Source organism: Streptomyces sp. NPDC085946, assembly GCF_044540485.1.
Classification (GTDB): domain Bacteria; phylum Actinomycetota; class Actinomycetes; order Streptomycetales; family Streptomycetaceae; genus Streptomyces.
Genome location: NZ_JBITSF010000001.1, coordinates 1,119,801 through 1,137,047 on the forward strand (window position 1 = coordinate 1,119,801; position 17,247 = coordinate 1,137,047).

Annotated in this window: 18 protein-coding genes; 9 read left to right on the forward strand and 9 right to left on the reverse strand. The window is 74.2% G+C overall.

Translation table 11 applies throughout. The annotated features are described in order from the left end of the window. Window positions 1-126 precede the first annotated feature (126 nt). Window positions 127-699 carry a TetR/AcrR family transcriptional regulator gene (locus ACIF8T_RS04965; RefSeq protein ID WP_400031188.1) on the forward strand — a complete coding sequence of 191 codons (573 nt, stop codon included), beginning with the start codon at window positions 127-129 and terminating at the stop codon, window positions 697-699. Between the two features lie 74 nt (window positions 700-773). On the opposite strand, the gene ACIF8T_RS04970 is transcribed toward ACIF8T_RS04965, so the two are convergent. The 8 genes from ACIF8T_RS04970 to ACIF8T_RS05005 form a co-directional block, all read right to left on the reverse strand. Continuing rightward, window positions 774-1,967, reverse strand: coding sequence for a TerD family protein (locus ACIF8T_RS04970; protein ID WP_400031506.1), 1,194 nt, complete (start codon window positions 1,965-1,967; stop codon window positions 774-776). Between the two features lie 55 nt (window positions 1,968-2,022). After that, window positions 2,023-2,253 carry a hypothetical protein gene (locus ACIF8T_RS04975; RefSeq protein ID WP_400031190.1) on the reverse strand — a complete coding sequence of 77 codons (231 nt, stop codon included), beginning with the start codon at window positions 2,251-2,253 and terminating at the stop codon, window positions 2,023-2,025. A gap of 74 nt (window positions 2,254-2,327) precedes the next feature. Next, window positions 2,328-3,317 (reverse strand): zinc-dependent alcohol dehydrogenase family protein, encoded by a 990-nt coding sequence (locus ACIF8T_RS04980; protein ID WP_400031192.1) that lies wholly within the window; start codon window positions 3,315-3,317, stop codon window positions 2,328-2,330. Continuing rightward, on the reverse strand, window positions 3,314-4,138 hold the full coding sequence (locus tag ACIF8T_RS04985) for a carbohydrate ABC transporter permease (protein WP_400031194.1): 825 nt from the start codon (window positions 4,136-4,138) through the stop codon (window positions 3,314-3,316). The genes ACIF8T_RS04980 and ACIF8T_RS04985 overlap by 4 nt, the downstream gene beginning before the upstream one ends. Beyond that, complete coding sequence (locus ACIF8T_RS04990; protein ID WP_400031196.1) at window positions 4,135-5,076, reverse strand: carbohydrate ABC transporter permease; 942 nt, start codon at window positions 5,074-5,076, stop codon at window positions 4,135-4,137. The genes ACIF8T_RS04985 and ACIF8T_RS04990 overlap by 4 nt, the downstream gene beginning before the upstream one ends. Next, window positions 5,073-6,446 (reverse strand): ABC transporter substrate-binding protein, encoded by a 1,374-nt coding sequence (locus ACIF8T_RS04995; RefSeq protein WP_400031198.1) that lies wholly within the window; start codon window positions 6,444-6,446, stop codon window positions 5,073-5,075. Before ACIF8T_RS04995 ends, ACIF8T_RS04990 begins: the two co-directional genes overlap by 4 nt. Before the next feature lie 78 nt (window positions 6,447-6,524). Next, complete coding sequence (locus ACIF8T_RS05000) at window positions 6,525-7,295, reverse strand: DeoR/GlpR family DNA-binding transcription regulator (RefSeq protein ID WP_400031200.1); 771 nt, start codon at window positions 7,293-7,295, stop codon at window positions 6,525-6,527. A 262-nt stretch (window positions 7,296-7,557) separates the two neighbouring features. Then, a complete protein-coding gene (locus tag ACIF8T_RS05005; protein WP_400031202.1) occupies window positions 7,558-8,367 on the reverse strand; it encodes an NAD-dependent epimerase/dehydratase family protein in 810 nt (269 codons plus the stop codon). Window positions 8,368-8,652: 285 nt separating this feature from the next. Between ACIF8T_RS05005 and ACIF8T_RS05010 the strand changes: the two genes are divergently transcribed. Together ACIF8T_RS05010 and ACIF8T_RS05015 are read left to right on the forward strand one after the other, a co-directional pair. Next, window positions 8,653-9,594 carry a 5-dehydro-4-deoxyglucarate dehydratase gene (locus ACIF8T_RS05010; protein WP_400031204.1) on the forward strand — a complete coding sequence of 314 codons (942 nt, stop codon included), beginning with the start codon at window positions 8,653-8,655 and terminating at the stop codon, window positions 9,592-9,594. Continuing rightward, window positions 9,591-10,757, forward strand: a complete 1,167-nt coding sequence (locus ACIF8T_RS05015; protein ID WP_400031206.1) for a hypothetical protein — start codon at window positions 9,591-9,593, stop codon at window positions 10,755-10,757. The genes ACIF8T_RS05010 and ACIF8T_RS05015 overlap by 4 nt, the downstream gene beginning before the upstream one ends. On the opposite strand, the gene ACIF8T_RS05020 is transcribed toward ACIF8T_RS05015, so the two are convergent. After that, window positions 10,694-11,950: an MFS transporter gene (locus ACIF8T_RS05020; protein WP_400031208.1), complete on the reverse strand. Its 1,257-nt coding sequence runs from the start codon at window positions 11,948-11,950 to the stop codon at window positions 10,694-10,696. The genes ACIF8T_RS05015 and ACIF8T_RS05020 overlap by 64 nt on opposite strands. A 128-nt stretch (window positions 11,951-12,078) precedes the next feature. On the opposite strand from ACIF8T_RS05020, the gene ACIF8T_RS05025 reads away from it, so the two are divergent. From ACIF8T_RS05025 to araD, 6 genes are all read left to right on the forward strand, one after another. Further along, window positions 12,079-12,678, forward strand: a complete 600-nt coding sequence (locus ACIF8T_RS05025) for a TIGR03086 family metal-binding protein (protein WP_400031210.1) — start codon at window positions 12,079-12,081, stop codon at window positions 12,676-12,678. Between the two features lie 103 nt (window positions 12,679-12,781). Beyond that, window positions 12,782-12,961, forward strand: a complete 180-nt coding sequence (locus ACIF8T_RS05030) for a DUF6368 family protein (RefSeq protein WP_400031212.1) — start codon at window positions 12,782-12,784, stop codon at window positions 12,959-12,961. Further along, a complete protein-coding gene (locus tag ACIF8T_RS05035) occupies window positions 12,958-13,716 on the forward strand; it encodes an MBL fold metallo-hydrolase (protein ID WP_400031214.1) in 759 nt (252 codons plus the stop codon). The genes ACIF8T_RS05030 and ACIF8T_RS05035 overlap by 4 nt, the downstream gene beginning before the upstream one ends. A gap of 175 nt (window positions 13,717-13,891) precedes the next feature. Next, window positions 13,892-14,560 carry a GntR family transcriptional regulator gene (locus ACIF8T_RS05040; protein WP_400031216.1) on the forward strand — a complete coding sequence of 223 codons (669 nt, stop codon included), beginning with the start codon at window positions 13,892-13,894 and terminating at the stop codon, window positions 14,558-14,560. Then, window positions 14,557-15,465, forward strand: coding sequence for a dihydrodipicolinate synthase family protein (locus ACIF8T_RS05045; protein WP_400031218.1), 909 nt, complete (start codon window positions 14,557-14,559; stop codon window positions 15,463-15,465). The genes ACIF8T_RS05040 and ACIF8T_RS05045 overlap by 4 nt, the downstream gene beginning before the upstream one ends. Further along, entirely contained in the window at window positions 15,462-17,204 is a 1,743-nt protein-coding gene (araD, locus tag ACIF8T_RS05050; RefSeq protein ID WP_400031220.1) for an L-arabinonate dehydratase, read from the forward strand. The genes ACIF8T_RS05045 and araD overlap by 4 nt, the downstream gene beginning before the upstream one ends. The last annotated feature ends 43 nt before the right edge of the window (window positions 17,205-17,247 follow it).

Genomic DNA, 17,247 nt, shown 5'->3' on the forward strand with positions numbered 1-17,247 from the left:
GGACCGGCCGGAAGGCGCGGACCGGCGCTTTCCGGCCGGTCCTGCGCGGTCCCCCGCACCGGGACCGCCCCGCCGCCGCGGCTCGGTAGGGTACGGAGGGGGTCCCGGGGCGTGAGGAGGAGCGGGGTGGCGCAGGTGCGGCCCATGCGTGCGGACGCTCGGCGGAACTACGAGCGGCTGCTGAGGGCGGCGGCGGAGGCCTTCGCCGAACACGGGGAGGGCGCGTCGCTCGACGACATCGCCAAGCGGGCCGGGGTCGGCTCCGGCACCCTGTACCGGCACTTCCCGACCCGCCGGGCGCTGCTGGAGGCCGCCTACCTCGGCCGGATGGAGGCGATCGCGGCGCGGGCCGGGGAGATCGCCGTACGGCTGCCGCCGGGCGAGGCCCTGGTGGAGTGGCTGAACGAACTCGGCGCCGGGCTGATCCAGGTCCGGGGCCTGAAGGCCCTGCTGGGATCGGCCGTCACGGACGCCGGGGCACCGGTGGCCACCGCCTGCGGCGACTGTGTGAAGAGCGCCGCGGCACGGCTGGTCGCGGCGGCGCAGGACGAGGGGACCCTGCGGCGCGACGTCGACCCGGTCGACGTGCTGCGCCTGACCCACGGCGTGGCGACGGCCTCGGAACTGGCGGACGGGCAGGGGACCCGCATCCGCCGGTACCTCGCACTGCTCATGGAAGGGCTGCGGCCGGGCGGCTGAGGGGGGACCCCGGGGCCGCCCCGGACGGACGCCCGGCGCCCCCGGCACGGGAACGCCCCGGGGCGTCCGTGCCGTTACAGCGCCTGGGCCGCCGGCTTCACCATGCCGCGGACCGTGCGGGACTTCACGAAGTCGCCCATCGCGGTCATGTCCCACTCGCCGGAGAACTGGCGGATGAGCTTGGCCATCATCACGCCGGTCTGCGGCTCGGCGCTGGTGAGGTCGAAGCGGACCAGCTCCTCGCCGGTCGTGGCGTCCAGCAGGCGGCAGTAGGCCTTGGCGACCTCGGTGAACTTCTGGCCGGAGAAGGAGTTGACCGTGAAGACCAGGCCGGTGACCTCCTGCGGGAGGCGGCCGAGGTCCACCGTGATCACCTCGTCGTCGCCGCCGCCCTCGCCCGTGAGGTTGTCGCCGGAGTGCCGGATCGCGCCGCCCACGATCTGGAGCTTGCCGAAGTAGCAGCTGTCGATGTGGTTGCGCTGCGGGCCGTAGGCGATGACCGAGGCGTCCAGGTCGATGTCCTTGCCCCGGTACGCGGGCTCCCAGCCCAGGCCCATCTTGACCTGGGAGAGCAGCGGGCGGCCGCCCTTGATCAGGGAGACCGTCTGGTTCTTCTGGAGGCTGACGCGGCCCTTGTCCAGGTTGATCTTCCCGGTGCCGGGCGCGGCGGCCGGGGGCGCCGGGGGAGCCGGAGGGGTCTGCGCGGCGGCCACGGGCGGGGCCGCCGGGGCGGCCGGCGGCTGCGGGGCGGCGGCCGGCCGGGCGGGGGCGGCCGGCTCCTCCACCGTGACGCCGAAGTCGGTGGCGATGCCCGCCAGGCCGTCGGCGTACCCCTGGCCGACCGCGCGGGCCTTCCACTGGCCGTTGCGCAGGTAGATCTCCACGACCACCAGTGCCGTCTCGGTGCCGAGCTGCGGGGGCGTGAACGTGGCCAGGACGCTGTGGTCGTCCGCGTTGCGGAGGGTGGCCGTCGGCTCGACGCCCTGGAAGGTCTGGCCCGGGGCGTCCGGGCTCGCGGTGACGACGATCTTCTCGATGCCCGGCGGCAGGGCCGTGGTGTCGACCGTGATGGCGTCGGGGGCGGTGCCGCCGCCCGAGCGGTAGGTCACGCCCGGGCCGGCCGGCTGGTTGTAGAAGATGAAGTCGTCGTCGGAACGCACCTTGCCGTCGGCGGTGAGCAGCAGGCCCGACACGTCGAGCCGCACCGGGGCGGCGACGTCCACCGTCACGCGCGCGGCGGGCAGAGGGATGTTCGAGCCGGGGGTCATAGCGGTCATGACCCGTGAACGAGCGAGGCGGTTTTGCCGTTCCCTTACCTTGCGGTCAATCGGGCCGGCGGCGATTGCGGGGGTGGTCACGGGCGGTGCGTTCGTTGCCCCGCTTGTAGTTGCCGGTCCAGCGGGCCATGACGAGCTGCGGGTCGGAGGCCCCGACCTCGGCGAGGAACCGCGCGGCCCGGGGGCCGTTCAGGGTGGTGGCGGGACGGCCGTGGTGGGCGATGCGGACGGTTCCGCCGGTGTGCCGCTCGTAGGTGAATCCGTGGGGTCGTGGCATGCCGCGAGCGTACGGGGGCGGGGGCGGGAGCCCCACCGGATTTCGCCCGCCCCGCCCGCCGCGGTCCGCCGTCCCTACGGCACCACCACGATCTTCCGGCCCACCCCCGCCGCGAACTGCTCCAGGGCCTCCGGGTACCGCTCCAGGGGGACGCGGTCGCTGATGAAGACGTCCGGGTCCAGCACCCCGTTCGCGAACAGCTCCGCCGCCCGCTCGAAGCTGTGCAGGACCGCCATCGACCCGGTGATGGTGATCTCCTGGTTGTAGATGCGGTACGGGTCGATCGTCACCCGCGTCGCGTAGTCGGCGACCCCGAACTGCAGGAACGTGCCCGCCTTGGCCACCCGGTCCAGGCCGTCCTGGATCGCGGCCGCGTTGCCCGTCGCGTCGATGACGACGTCCCAGCCCTGCGGGCGGTCCAGCTCGTCGGCGCCGGTGGCGGCGGCCGAGACGCCGAGCCGCCGGGCCGTCTGCAGGCGGGCGGGGTTGACGTCGACGACGTCCACGCTCGCCGCGCCGGTCCGCTTGGCCAGCTCCAGCATCATCAGGCCCATCGTCCCGGAGCCGTAGATCAGGACGTGGGCGCCCAGGCGCGCGCGCAGGACGTCGTAGCCGCGCACCGCGCAGGACAGCGGTTCCACCAGGGCCGCGTCCTGGGTGCGCACGTGCTCGGGCAGCTTCACGCAGTTGGCGACGGGCGCCACCGCGTATCGGGCCGCCCCGCCGGGCGTCGTCACGCCGATCGCGGCCCACCGCTCGCACAGGTTGTTGTGGCCCGTACGGCAGTAGCGGCACTCGTGGCAGTACAGGGAGGGGTCGACGGCCACCCGGTCGCCGACGGCCAGCTCCGTGACCTGCGTGCCGACGCCGACCACCTCGCCGGCGAACTCGTGGCCCGGCACGATCGGCAGCCGGGGCGCGAACTCGCCCTGGAGGATGTGCAGGTCCGTGCCGCACAGCCCGCAGGCCGCCACCTCGACGACGACCTCGCGGGGGCCCGGCGTCGGGTCGGGGACCTCGGACACCACGGCCTTGCCCACGGACTCGATGACGGCGGCCTTCATTTCACGGCTCCCAACGACAGGCCCTGGACCAGTTTGTCCTGGGCGGCGAACCCCGCCGCGAGCACCGGCAGGGAGATGACGAGCGACGCGGCGCACACCTTCGCCAGGAACAGGCCCTGGCTGGTGATGAAGCCGGTCAGGAAGACGGGGGCGGTCTCGGCGACCACGCCCGTGAGCACACGGGCGAACAGCAGCTCGTTCCAGCTGAAGATAAAGCAGATCAGGGCCGTCGCCGCGATGCCCGGCAGGGCGATGGGGGCGACCACGCGGGTGAGGACCGTCGGCAGCCGCGCGCCGTCCACCCGCGCCGCCTCGATCACCGCGACCGGCACCTCGGCGAGGAAGGACTGCATCATCCACACCGCGATCGGCAGGTTCATGGAGGTGTACAGGACGACCAGCAGCCAGATGTTGTCCAGCAGGCCGGCGTTCTTGGCGAAGAGGTAGAGCGGCAGCAGGCCCGCCACGGCCGGCAGCATCTTCGTGGACAGGAAGAAGAACAGCACGTCCGTCCACTTGCGGACGCGGCGGATGGACAGCGCGTAGGCGGCCGGCAGCGCGAGCAGCAGGACCAGCAGCGTCGACGCCACCGACGCCACGGTGGAGTTGATCAGCGCGGGCCAGGGGCTGGCGCCGCCGGAGACGCCGAAGAACTCGCGGTAGCCGTCCAGGGTGAGGGCGGCGGTGAAGGAGGGCGGGTTGGTGGCCGCGTCCGCCTCCGAGTGGAAGGACGTCAGCGCCATCCAGGCGATGGGCAGGAAGAACCCGATCCCGGCCAGCCAGGCCAGCAGGCCCGGCCCGGTGCGGCGTACGGCGTTCACGCGCGGGACACCTCCTCGCGGAAGAGGGACGACACGACGCGCAGCGCGAAGGTCGCGATGACGAGCGAGCCGAGCACCACCAGGACGCCCGCCGCGGAGGCGAGGCCGTTCTCGTGGGCCTGGTAGAAGCTCTGGTAGACGGTGTAGGGCAGGTTGGCGGTGCCCAGGCCGCCGGACGTGATCGTGAAGACCGCGTCGAAGTTCTGGACGATGTAGATCGAGCCGAGCAGGGCGCCGAGTTCGAGGTAGCGGCGCAGGTGCGGCAGGGTGAGGTGGCGGAAGACCTGCCAGTCGCTCGCGCCGTCCACCCGCGCGGCCTCGATCTGCTGCGGGTCCCGGCTCTGCAGCCCGGCCAGCAGGATGAGCATCATGAACGGGGTCCACTGCCAGACGAGGGACGCCTCGACGGCGAGCAGCGGGGTGGTCGAGACCCAGTCCGGCTGCGGGCCGCCGACGTAGCTCAGCAGGCCGTTCAGCAGGCCGTACTCGGGGTTGTACAGCACGTGCTTCCAGAGCAGCGCGGCCGCGACCGGGACCACCAGGAACGGGGCGATCAGCAGGGTGCGCACCACGCCCCGGCCCTTGAAGCGGCGGTCCAGGAGCAGGGCCAGCAGCAGGCCCAGGACGAGGCTGACGAGCACCACCGTCGCGGTGAGCAGGATCGTCGTCCCGACCGACTGGCGCAGGTCCGCGTCGGTGAGGACCTGGCGGTAGTTGTCCAGGCCGGCGAAGCGCCGGGCGTCGGGGTAGAGGCTGTTCCAGTCGAAGAAGGAGATCACCAGCGTGGCCACGAAGGGCAGCTGGGTGACGGCGATCATGAAGATCAGGGCGGGCAGGAGCGGGGCCCGCGTCGCCCAGGCGCGCAGTCCCGCGTCCGGGCGGCGGCCCGCGGTGCGCAGCTCGGGGGCGGTCACGGGGGCCGTGGTCGTGGCGGTCATCGTCCCTCGTACTCCTCGGAGATGCGCTCGGCGAGCTGCTGGGACTTCCTCAGGGCCGTCTCGACGGACTGGCGGCCGGCGATGGCCGCGCTGATCTCCTGGGAGACCTGGGTGCCGAGGTCGGTGAACTCGGGGATGCCGACGAACTGGATGCCGGGCGCGGGGCGCGGCTGGACCCCGGGGTCGTTCGGCCGGGCCTGTTCGATGGCCCGCTTGGTCATCTCCTGGAAGGCGGCGGCCTCCGCGCGGTAGGCGGGGTTGGCGTACGTCGACGCGCGCTTGCCGGCCGGGACGCTGGACCAGCCGACCCGGTCGCCGACGAGCTGCTCGTACTCCTTGCCCGACGCCCAGGAGACGAACCGCCAGGCCTTGTCGGGGTTGCGGGAGGCCTTCTGGATGCCCCAGGCCCAGGTGTAGAGCCAGCCGGAGGACTCGGTCTTCTCGACGGGGGCGGGGGCGTAGCCGACCTTGCCCCGGACGGGGGAGCCGTCCGCCTCCAGGGAGCCGGCGGCGGAGGTGGCGTCGTACCACATGGCGACCTTGCCCTGGGTCATGTTGTTCAGGCACTCGGCGAAGCCGGACTGGGCGGCGCCGGACTCGCCGTGCTCGCGGACCAGGTCGACGTAGAACTTCGTCGCCTTCTCGAACTCGGGGGAGTCGAGCCGGGCCTTCCAGTCCTGGTCGAACCAGGTGCCGCCGAAGGTGTTGACGACGGTCGTCAGCGGGGCCATCACCTCGCCCCAGCCGGGCAGGCCGCGCAGACAGATGCCCTTCATGCCGGGTTCGGCGCCGTCCACCTCGGCGGCGAGGTCGGCGACCTGCCGCCAGGTGGGGCGCGCGGGCATGGTCAGGCCCTCCTTCTCGAACACGTCCTTGCGGTACATCAGGAAGGACGACTCGCCGTAGAAGGGCTGGCCGTAGAGCCGGCCGTCCTCGGCGGTGAGGGACTGCCGCATCGGCTTGAGGACGTCCTGCTCGTCGTAGGCCGGGTCCTTCGCGATGTACGCGTCCATCTCGTGCAGCCAGCCGTTGCGGGCGTAGATCGGTATCTCGTAGTTGGACAGGGTGGCGACGTCGTACTGGCCGGCCTGGTTGGCGAAGTCCTGGCTGATCTTGTCGCGGACGTCGTTCTCCGGCAGGACCGTGAAGTTGACCTCGATGCCGGTCTCTTCGGTGAAGTGGGCGGCGGTGAGCTTCTGGAGCTCGACCATCTGGGGGTTGTTGACCATCAGGACGTTGATCGAGTCGCCGCCCGACCCGGCCCCGCCCGCGCCGACCCAGCAGCCGGTGAGCAGCGGGGCGAGCAGCGTCCCTGCGGCGGCCGCGGCGAGCGTGGCTCGCGGTGGCCGTCGTCGGCTCTGGGTTCGCATGGATCGCTCCTGGATGTATGGGGAGATAAGGGACACCGTCGAGCGTGGGGGGACCCGACGGGGACGTGGGGCGGTGGGTCAGACCCGGACGACCTGCGGCCCGAGCAGGCTGTAGCGGTGGGCCTCGGCGGCCGGGAGCAGCGTGCTGGTCACGATCGCCTCCAGCGCGCCGACCTCGGCGAACCGGCAGAAGCTGACCGCGCCGAACTTGGTGTGCACGCCCGCGAAGACCGTGCGGCGCGCCGCACGCAGGGCCTGCGCCTTCACCTCGCCGACCGCCGGGTCGGGCGTGGTCAGGCCGTACTCGCGCGAGATGCCGTTGGCCCCGATGAACGCGAGGTCGATGACGAACCCGGCCAGCATCTTCGTCGTCCAGTGGTCGACGGTGGCGAGGGTGCCGGCGCGGACCCGGCCGCCGAGCAGCAGGACGGTGGTGTGCTCGGCCCCGGCGAGCGCGCCCGCGACCGGCAGGGACGCGGTGACCACCGTCAGCGGACGGTCGCGGGGCAGCGCCTCGGCGATGAGCTGCGGGGTGTAGCCCTCGTCGACGAAGACCGTCTCGGCGTCCCCGAGCAGCTCGGCCGCGGCGGACGCGATCCGGCGCTTCTCGGGCACGTGACTGGTGGCGCGGAAGGCGAGCGTCGTCTCGAAGCCGGCGCTCTCCACCGGGTAGGCGCCGCCGTGGGTGCGGCGCACCAGGCCGTGGTCCTCCAGGACGCGCAGGTCCCGGCGGACGGTCTCCTTGGCCACGCCCAGGTCGGCGGCGAGCGCGGTGACGTCGACCGAGCCGGTGGCGCGTGCGACGCGCACGATCTCCCGCTGGCGCTCTTCCGCCGTCCTGATCGTCATGCCCGACACCTGCCTCGCCGCTGCTCTGCCCGTTCGGGCCCGGTGGGACCCACGGGGGAATTTCTACAGCGGGCGTGCGGTGCTGACCAGGCCTGTTGCGGGCGCGATGCTGCCCGTTTGGGCCCGCTTCGGGCAGGACGGGCCCGGCGCGGACCTGCGCCGGTGCGGGGCGGAACGGGAGAACGGGCAGCGGCGGTGCCCGAATGCGGCGGCGGGCGGGCCCGTTCGGTGCCCGCCCGCCGTGCACGGCGTCGTGTTCCGGTCAGTACGGCCAGATCGGCGGGTCGGTCACGAAGTGGCCGCCCAGGCAGGCGTGCGCCGGGTTGCCGGGGTCGAGGTCCCCCTGCTCGGCGATCAGCTTCTCGGCGTACGGCTCGGAGTCGTCCTGCGGGTCGTAGCCGATCGCCCGCGCGGTCGTCAGGTCCCACCACAGCCGGGTGTTGGCGGAGGAGCCGTAGACGACGGTGTGGCCGACGTCGTCGGCGGTCAGGGCGGCGTGGAAGAGGCGGGCGCCGTCGGCGGGGCTCATCCACACCGAGAGCATGCGCACGCTGGTCGGCTCGGGGAAGCAGGAGCCGATGCGCACGGAGACGGTCTCCAGGCCGTGCTTGTCCCAGTAGAACTGGGCGAGGTCCTCGCCGAAGGACTTGGACAGGCCGTAGAAGGTGTCCGGGCGGCGCGGGGTGTCGATCGGGATGAGGGGGTCGTCGCCCCGGGGGCGCGGGGTGTAGCCGACCGCGTGGTTGGAGGAGGCGAAGACGATCCGCCGGACGCCCTCCTCGCGGGCGGCCTCGTAGAGGTGGTAGGTGCCCTCGATGTTCGCCCTCAGGATCTTCTCGAAGGGGGCTTCCAGGGAGATGCCCGCGAGGTGGATGATCGCGTCGACGCCCCGCACGGCCTCGCGCACGGCCTCCTTGTCGGCGAGGTCGGCGACGATCGCGTCCGGCTCGCCCTCGATCGGGCGCAGGTCGAGCAGCCGCAGCTCGTAGCCGAGGCCGGGGAGCAGGTCCCGCATCAGGGTGCCGAGTCCGCCGGCGGCGCCGGTGAGCAGAACGGTGCGGGGAGCGGGCATCCTCGGGTCTCCTTGGATCGGCGGCGGGCGGCGCACGGGCCGCGGTGCGCGGGCTGCGCGGCCGGCGCGCGGGCACGTACGGACGGCTGTGCACAAGGGCGCACCGCATTCATATGCGTGGACACGCTAAGGAGCCGGGGCGGGACCCGTCAAGGGGGTCGCGCGCGCGGGAAATCCGCTGGTGTGTTGGGGGTTGACCGGGTTGACCGGCCTCAGGGTGGCCCTCTAGCGTGAGCGTGTTCAGAAATGTAGACGCAGATCATGGATATGGAACCGGGAGTGCCCGTGACGTCAGCCTCTCTCGCCGCTCGACTCCGCATCCCCAGCGGGCCGCTGTTCTTCCCGGTCACCGCCTACGGCCCCGACGGCTCCGTCGACCTCGACACCTACCGCACGCACGTCCGGCGCGGCGTGGAGGCCGGCGCCGCCGCCGTGTTCGCCTGCTGCGGCACCGGGGAGTTCCACGCCCTGGCCCCCGAGGAGTTCCAGGCGTGCGTCGGGGCGGCCGTGGAGGCGGCCGAGGGACGCGTCCCGGTCGTCGCGGGCGCCGGGTACGGCACCGCCCTCGCCGTCCGCTACGCCCGGCTCGCCGAGGCGGCCGGCGCGGACGGGCTGCTCGCGATGCCGCCGTACCTCGTCGTCGCCGCGCAGGAGGGGCTGCTGCGGCACTACCGGGAGGTGGCCGCCGCGACCTCCCTGCCCGTCGTCGTCTACCAGCGCGACAACGCCGTCTTCACCCCCGGGAGCGTCGTCGAACTCGCCCGCACGGAAGGCGTCATCGGCCTCAAGGACGGGCTCGGCGACCTGGACCTCATGCAGCGGATCGTCAGCGCCGTGCGCACCGAGGTCCCGGGCGACTTCCTCTACTTCAACGGGCTGCCGACCGCGGAGCAGACCCAGCTCGCCTACCGGGGCATCGGCATCACGCTGTACTCCTCCGCCGTGTTCTGCTTCGCGCCCGAGATCGCCGTCGCCTTCCACAAGGCGCTCGAAACCGGCGACCGGGCCACCGCGGACCGCCTGCTGGACGGCTTCTACCGGCCCTTCGTCGACCTGCGCGCCCAGGGCCGCGGCTACGCCGTCTCCCTGGTGAAGGCCGGGGTGCGGCTGCGCGGGCTCGACGTGGGCGAGGTGCGGCCCCCGCTGCACGAGCCGGCCGGGGATCATGTCAAGCAGCTCGCTCAGCTGATCGAGCGCGGCCACGCGCTGCTCGAGGAGGACATGTGAAGGCGTCGGCATTCGTCTACCCCTGGGACGTCGTCGGGGACCCGGAGGCACCCGCGCGGATCGCCGCGCTCGGAGTGGAGCAGGTGACGCTGGCCGCCGCCTACCACTCCACGCGCGCCCTCACGCCCCGCCACCCGCGCCACCGCGTGGTCACCGCCGAGTACGCCGCCGTGCTCTACCCGGCGGACGACGCCCGCTGGCGCGGCCGGGAGCTGCGCCCCCACGCGGCCGGCGACTGGGCGCCCGGCGACGCCTTCGGCACGGCGGCCGGCGCGCTCGCGGACGCCGGCCTGGAGGTGCACACCTGGGTGGTGCTCGCCCACAACTCCCGGCTGGGCGCCGAGCATCCGCACACCTCCGTCGTCAACGCCTACGGCGACCGCTACCCCTGGGCGCCGTGCATCGCGCAGCCCGCCACGCGCGCCTACCTCACCGACCTGGCGGCGGAGGCGGCCGTCCGCCCCGGGGCGCGCGGCACGGAACTGGAGTCCCTCGGCTGGTACGGGTTCCCGCACCTGCACGCCCACGACAAGACCGGCGGGGTCGGCCTCGGCGACGCCGGGCAGTACCTGATGGCGCTGTGCTTCTGCCCGGACTGCCGGCAGGGGTACGGACGGCACGGCCTGGACGCCGGCGACCTGGCCGCCGCCGTCCGCGCCGCACTGGAACCGGTGTGGCGGGGCGCGCCCTCCGACGGGGGCTGGCCGGGGGTGGAGAAGCTCCTCGGCGAGGAGACCGCCGCCGCCACGCGCGCGTGGCGGGACGACACCGCCCGCACGCTCCAGGAGGCGGCCGTCCGCGCGGTGCGCGAGGCCGCGCCCGACGGCTTCCAGGTGCTGCTGCACGCCGACCCGGTCTCCTACCACTGCGGCGCCAACGCCGGTGTCGACCCCGCGCACGTCCTGTCCGTCGCGGACGGCGTCGTCGTGCCCTGCGCGGGCGGCCCGGGCCTGCTGGAGCCGTTCGCCGGGCAGGGCCGCGCGGACGCCGTCGTCGCCGCCAACTTCACCGTCGTCTCCGGGATGGGCGGCAGCCCCGGCACGCTCGCGGCGGACGCGCGGCGGGCCCGGGAGCGGGGCGCCACCGAACTGCGGCTGTATCACGCGGGGCTGGCGTCCGACGGAGACCTGGAGGCGGTGCGGGCGGCACTCGCCGCGCTCTGAGACCCGCGCAGCAGCGGGACCGCCGTCACCAGCAGGGCCGCGCCGAGCACCGGCAGCACGAGCCGGTGACCGGCCGACGCGACCAGGGCGGCGCCGGCGGCCAGCCCGACGGCGTTCGGGCCGAACACCAGGGTGTGGGCGGTGGCCGTGACCCGGCCCAGCAGCGGCCCGGGCGTCTCGCGCTGCACGGCGGTCAGCACGGCGATCGGCACGGCCGGCAGTCCGGCCCCGACCGCCGCGCCGCAGGCGAGGGCCACCGGCACGGACGGCACCGCCCGCAGCGCCACGGCCACGGCCGTCAGCGCGATGCCGCACGCCGCGTACCGCCGTTCCCCCAGGCGCCGCAGGGCCGGCCCGGCGCACAGCCCGGCCGCCACGGACCCCGCGCCCTGCACGGCGTACAGGACCCCCGCGAACGCGGGGGAGCGGCCGAGGCCGTCGACGACGGCGTAGAGCAGGGCCCCGTTGACGCCGGTGAGGAGCATCGTGGCGCCACCGGCCAGGACCAGCGGCCGCAGGACGGGATGCCGCCACAGGTGGCGGGCGCCCTCGGTGATCTCCCGCCGCCGGCCGCCCGCCGCCGGCCCGGGCCGCTCCTCCCGCACGCGCAGCAGCGCGTACAGGCCGGCGGCCAGCACGAAGGTGCCCGCGTCCAGCAGGGCCACGCCCGCCGCGCCGCACGCCGCGTAGAGGCCCGCGCCCGCGAGCGGGGCCAGCAGCTTCACGCCCTCGGCGGCGGTCGTGCGCAGCCCGTTCACCTCGCCGAGCAGGGCGCCGTCGACGGCGGTGGCGACCGGCGCCGACTCGGCCGCGTCCTGGACGGTGCCGGCCGCCCCGTACAGGCACAGCACGGCGAGCACGAGCCACACGCCGTCCGGGGAGCCGACGGCGAGGAGGGGGAGCAGCAGGACGGCCGTCAGCAGGTTCACGCCGATCAGGAGCGGCCTGCGGCGGACGCGGTCGGCGAGGGGGCCGAGCAGCGGACCGGCCGGCACCGGCGCCCACGTCGCGAGCAGGCACAGCGCGGCCAGCCCGTCGGAGCCGGTGAGGTCCTTGACCCACACGCCGGACACCAGCCACAGCGCGGACGTGCCGAAGCCGGAGACCACCGCGGCGAGCAGGCACAACCTCGCGTCACGGTCGCGCAGCACGCGCACCAGGGTCCGGCCCTTCCCGGTTCGAGTGTTCGTCATGCCGGGCCATCGTGCGGCTGAGGACCCGGCGCGGGGATCGGGCGGATTCCCTATGTCCGGGCGCCCCGGCCGATGAGTTCCGCGGGCGCCGTCGGTCCACCCCGTGAGCACTCCCGAAGGAGCAGCGGATGACCGACACGACCGGCACCACCCTCGACCTCGGACCGCAGGCGGCGGTCGTGGCCCGCCTCGCCGGGGCCGTCGCCGACACGCAACTGGCGCACGCCACGCCCTGCCCGCGGTACGCGGTACGCCACCTGCTCGGCCACCTCGCCGGGCTGGCCGCCGCCTTCCGCGACGCCGGACGCAAGGAGCCGGGCCCGACGACCGACACCGATCCGGGCGCCGTCGTCCCGGACGTCGCGCCCGGCTGGCGCGAGGACCTGCCCGGCACCCTGGACGAACTGGCCGAGGCCTGGCGGGACCCGGCCGCCTGGACCGGCACGACCCGCGCCGGGGGCGTGGACCTGCCCGGCGAGGTGGCCGGCCTCGTCGCGACCGGCGAACTCGTCCTGCACGGCTGGGACCTGGCCCGCGCGACCGGCCAGGCCTACGACCCCGACCCGGCCGCCCTGCGGGCCTGCCACGCCTTCCTCGCCGCCTCCGCGGACGACCCCGGCCGGGACGGCGTCTTCGGCCCCGTCGTCCCGGTTCCGCCCGACGCGCCCCTGCTGGACCGGGCGCTGGGGCTGAGCGGGCGCGACCCGGGGTGGACGCCGCGGGGGTAGGAACACGAACCGGACGCCCTGGTCGGCTTCGACGGCCTGCCGGCGTGTCCCGTCGCGCGGGGCGGGTCCCCCGGCCCGGCCGCCCTCACGCTCCCGGGCGCCGGTGGCGTCCCTGCCCGGGAGGATCGGGGAGGTCACCTGCGGACCGCCCGGCGAGCGGTGGCGGCGGCACGCCGGCGACACCGGCTTCCCGGCGGCCTGGCCGCGGCACCCGGAGTTCCCCCCGCCCGGACGACCCGGTACGCCACCCGGGCGGCACCCCGCCCGTACCCTCCCCGCATGATCGACGACTTCTCCCTCACCGTGCTCGGCACCGCCTCCCCGCACCCCGCTCCCGACCGGCCCTGCTCCGGCTACCTGCTGCGCGGCGGCGGGGCCGAGGTATGGGTGGACGCCGGGCCCGGGACGTTCGCGGAATTGCAGCGGCACACGGATCCCGCGCGGCTGAGCGCCGTGTGGATCTCCCATCTGCACGCCGACCACAGTGCCGACCTGCTCTCCGCCGTGTACGGCCTCGCGTACGGCGGACTCACCCCGCCCGCGCCCGTCCCCGTCTACGCCCCGGCCGACTGCGCGCAGCGCCTCGCCGGGTTCCTCGGCCGGCCGGTCCCCGGCTTCCCGGGCGGCATCCTCGACCTGAGACCCCTGGCCGACGGGCACACCGCCCGGCACGGCGGCCTGCTCCTGACCGCCCGCGCCGTCGTGCACGACGTCGAGGCGTACGGGCTGCGCGCCACGTGCGCGGGGCGGGTGCTCGCCTACTCCGGGGACAGCGGACCCTGCGCCGCGCTGACCGCACTGGCCCGGGACGCCGACCTGTTCCTGTGCGAGGCCGACATCGACGCGCATCACGAAGGCGAACAGGTCCACCTGACCCCGGAGGACGCCGGCGCCGCGGCCCGCGCGGCGGGGGTGCGGGAACTGCTCGTCACGCACGTCGGGCCCACCCTCGACCGGGAGGCGGCGACCGCCCGCGCCGCCGCCGTCTTCGGCGGCCCGACCACCGCCGCCCGGGAGGGGATCACCCGGCGGGTGTGAACGGCAACCACAACTTCCTCGGTCAGAAGCATTGACGAAACACAAGGGCGCTCCTACGGTCATCGCGTCGTACTTCGTACGTCATATATGAGACGCGATACGCGACATCAGATACGCGACCGGACCCCCGTGGGTCCGCCCCGCTGATGCGATCCACGAGATCCGAGAGGCGCGCATGACCTCTGTGCCCACGCCGATCCCCTCCCGCACGCAGTACGTGCTGGAGGAGATCAAACGCCGCATCCTGACCGGGCGGTTGACGCCGGGCCAGGCCCTGGTCGAGACCGAACTCGCCGCGCAGTTCGGGGTGTCCAAGACCCCGGTGCGCGAGGCGCTCAAGACCCTGGCCGGCACCGGACTGGTCGTGATGAGCCAGTACAAGGGCGTCACGGTGCGCATGGTGGACGCGGACATGGCGCGCGAGGTCTACGACGTGCGGCTGCTGCTGGAGCCCGAGGCGCTCAGGCGCGCCGTGCGCCGCGGCGCCTCCCTGGACGCCGCGCGGGACGCGCTGACCCGGGCCGACGAGGCCACCGACACCGCCGAACGCTCCCTCGCCAACCGGGAGTTCCACCGCGCCCTGTACCTGCCGTGCGGCAACCCGCTGCTCGGCCGGATGCTCGACGAGGTCCGCGACCAGGCCGCCCTCGTCTCCGCCGTCGCCTGGGCCGCCGACCCCTCCTGGGAGCGGGAGGCCAGCGAGCACCGGGACATCCTGCGGCTGGCCCTCGGCGGGGACGCGGACGGCGCGGCACGCGCCCTGTACGCCCACATCGCGTCGTTCGTCGAGCGGGCCTTCCCCTCCGCGGAGGACGGGGCCCAGAAAGAGGACGGTCTGGCATGACAACGACGTTCGAGTCCCAGCGGGCGGCCCTGGCCGACGTGGTGGCCATCCCGGTGACCCCGTTCGCCGCGGACGGCTCCGTCGAGCGGGACACCTACCGGACCCTGCTGCGCCGCCTCCTCGACGGCGGCATCACCACCCTCACCCCCAACGGCAACACCGGCGAGTTCTACGCCCTCACGCCCGAGGAGCGCCGCCTGGTCACCGAGCTGACCGTCGAGGAGGCCGGCGACCGCGCCGCGATCCTGGTCGGGGTCGGGCACGACGTGCCGACCGCGGTGGCCTCCGCCCGGCACGCCCGCGAGCTCGGCGCGCAGATGGTGATGGTCCACCAGCCCGTGCACCCCTACGTCTCCCAGGCCGGCTGGGTCGACTACCACCGGGCCATTGCCGAGGCCGTGCCCGAGCTGGGCGTCGTCCCCTACGTCCGCAACGCGCAGCTCACCGGCGCCCGCCTCGCCGAACTCGCCGACGCCTGCCCCAACGTCGTCGGCGTGAAGTACGCCGTGCCGGACGCGGCGAAGTTCGCCGCCTTCGCGCGGGACGCCGGCCTGGACCGGTTCGTCTGGGTCGCCGGGCTCGCCGAGCCGTACGCACCCTCCTACTTCTCCGCGGGCGCCACCGGCTTCACCTCGGGCCTGGTCAACGTCGCCCCGGCCGTCTCGCGCAACATGATCGACGCGCTGCGCTCCGGCGACTACCCGGCCGCCATGAAGGTCTGGGAGCAGATCCGCCGCTTCGAGGAGCTGCGCGCCGCCAACGGCTCCGCCAACAACGTCACCGTCGTCAAGGAGGCCCTCGCCTCGCTGGGACTGTGCCGCCGCGAGGTCCGCCCGCCGAGCAAGCCGCTGCCCGAGGCGGAGCGCGCCGAGGTCGCCGCCATAGCCGCCGGGTGGTCCGCATGACCGGTGCCACCCCGCCGCGCAAGCGGCCCGAGGAGCTCCGGAGCCACCAGTGGTACGGCACGGAGGGCCTGCGGTCCTTCAGCCACCGGGCCCGCACCCGCCAGCTCGGTTACCTGCCCGAGGAGCACCTGGGCAAGCCGGTCGTCGCGATCCTCAACACCTGGTCCGACATCAACCCCTGCCACGTGCACCTGCGGGACCGCGCGCAGGCCGTGAAGCGGGGCGTGTGGCAGGCCGGGGGGTTCCCGCTGGAGTTCCCGGTCGCCACGCTCAGCGAGACCTACCAGAAGCCCACCCCCATGCTCTACCGCAACCTCCTCGCGATGGAGACCGAGGAGCTGCTGCGGTCGTACCCGATCGACGGGGCCGTGCTGATGGGCGGCTGCGACAAGTCCACGCCCGCCCTGCTCATGGGGGCGGCCAGCGTCGACCTGCCGACCGTGTTCGTGCCCGCCGGGCCGATGCTGCCGGGCCACTGGCGCAACGAGGTGCTCGGCTCCGGCACCGACATGTGGAAGTACTGGGACGACCGGCGCGCCGGCCTCATCGGCGACTGCGAGATGCAGGAGCTGGAGAGCGGCCTGGCCCGCTCGCCCGGCCACTGCATGACCATGGGCACGGCCTCCACGCTCACCGCCGCCGCCGAGGCGCTCGGCGTGACCGTCCCCGGCGCCTCCAGCATCCCGGCCGTCGACTCCGGGCACGACCGGATGGCCGCCAAGGCGGGCATGACGATCGTCGACCTGGTCCACCGGGGCCGGACCCTGAGCGACATCCTGACGGCCGAGGCCTTCGAGGACGCCGTGACGACCGTCCTCGGGCTGGGCGGCTCCACCAACGCCGTGATCCACCTGATCGCCATGGCGGGCCGCGCGGGCGTGCGGCTCACCCTCGACGACTTCGACCGCATCGCCCGCACGGTCCCGGTGCTGGCCAACGTACGGCCCGGCGGACAGACGTACCTCATGGAGGACTTCCACTTCGCGGGCGGCCTGCCCGGGTTCCTCTCCCGGATCCCGGACCTGCTCCACCTGGAGCGGCCCACCGTCTCGCACGACACCATGCGCGAGCAGCTCGACGGCGCCCGCGTCCACAACGACGACGTCATCCGGCCCCGGGAGAACCCGGTCGCGCGCGAGGGCGGGGTCGCGGTGCTGCGCGGCAACCTCTGCCCGGACGGCGCGGTCATCAAGCACATCGCCGCCGAGCCGCACCTGCTCAAGCACACCGGTCCCGCGGTCGTCTTCGACGACTACAGGACCATGCAGCGCACCATCAACGACCCGTCGCTCGGCATCACCGCCGACCACGTGCTGGTGCTGCGCAACGCCGGCCCCAAGGGCGGCCCGGGCATGCCCGAGTACGGCATGCTGCCCCTCCCCGACCACCTGCTCAAGCAGGGCGTGCGGGACATGGTCCGGATCTCCGACGCCCGCATGAGCGGCACGAGCTACGGCGCGTGCGTGCTGCACGTCGCGCCCGAGTCGTACGTCGGCGGACCGCTGGCGCTGGTGCGCAGCGGAGACCTCATCACCCTGGACGTCGAGGCCCGCAGCCTCCACCTCCACGTGGACGACGAGGAGCTCCGGCGGCGCAGGGCGGCCTGGACACCGCCGCCCACCCGGTACGAGCGGGGCTACGGCGCGCTCTACAACGAGCAGATCACGCAGGCCGACACCGGCTGCGACTTCGAGTTCCTCGCCCGGCCCGGCCGGGTGCAGGACCCGTACGCGGGCTGACCCCGCATCCGCCGCGCCCTCCCGGCGCGGCTCCCTGGACAAG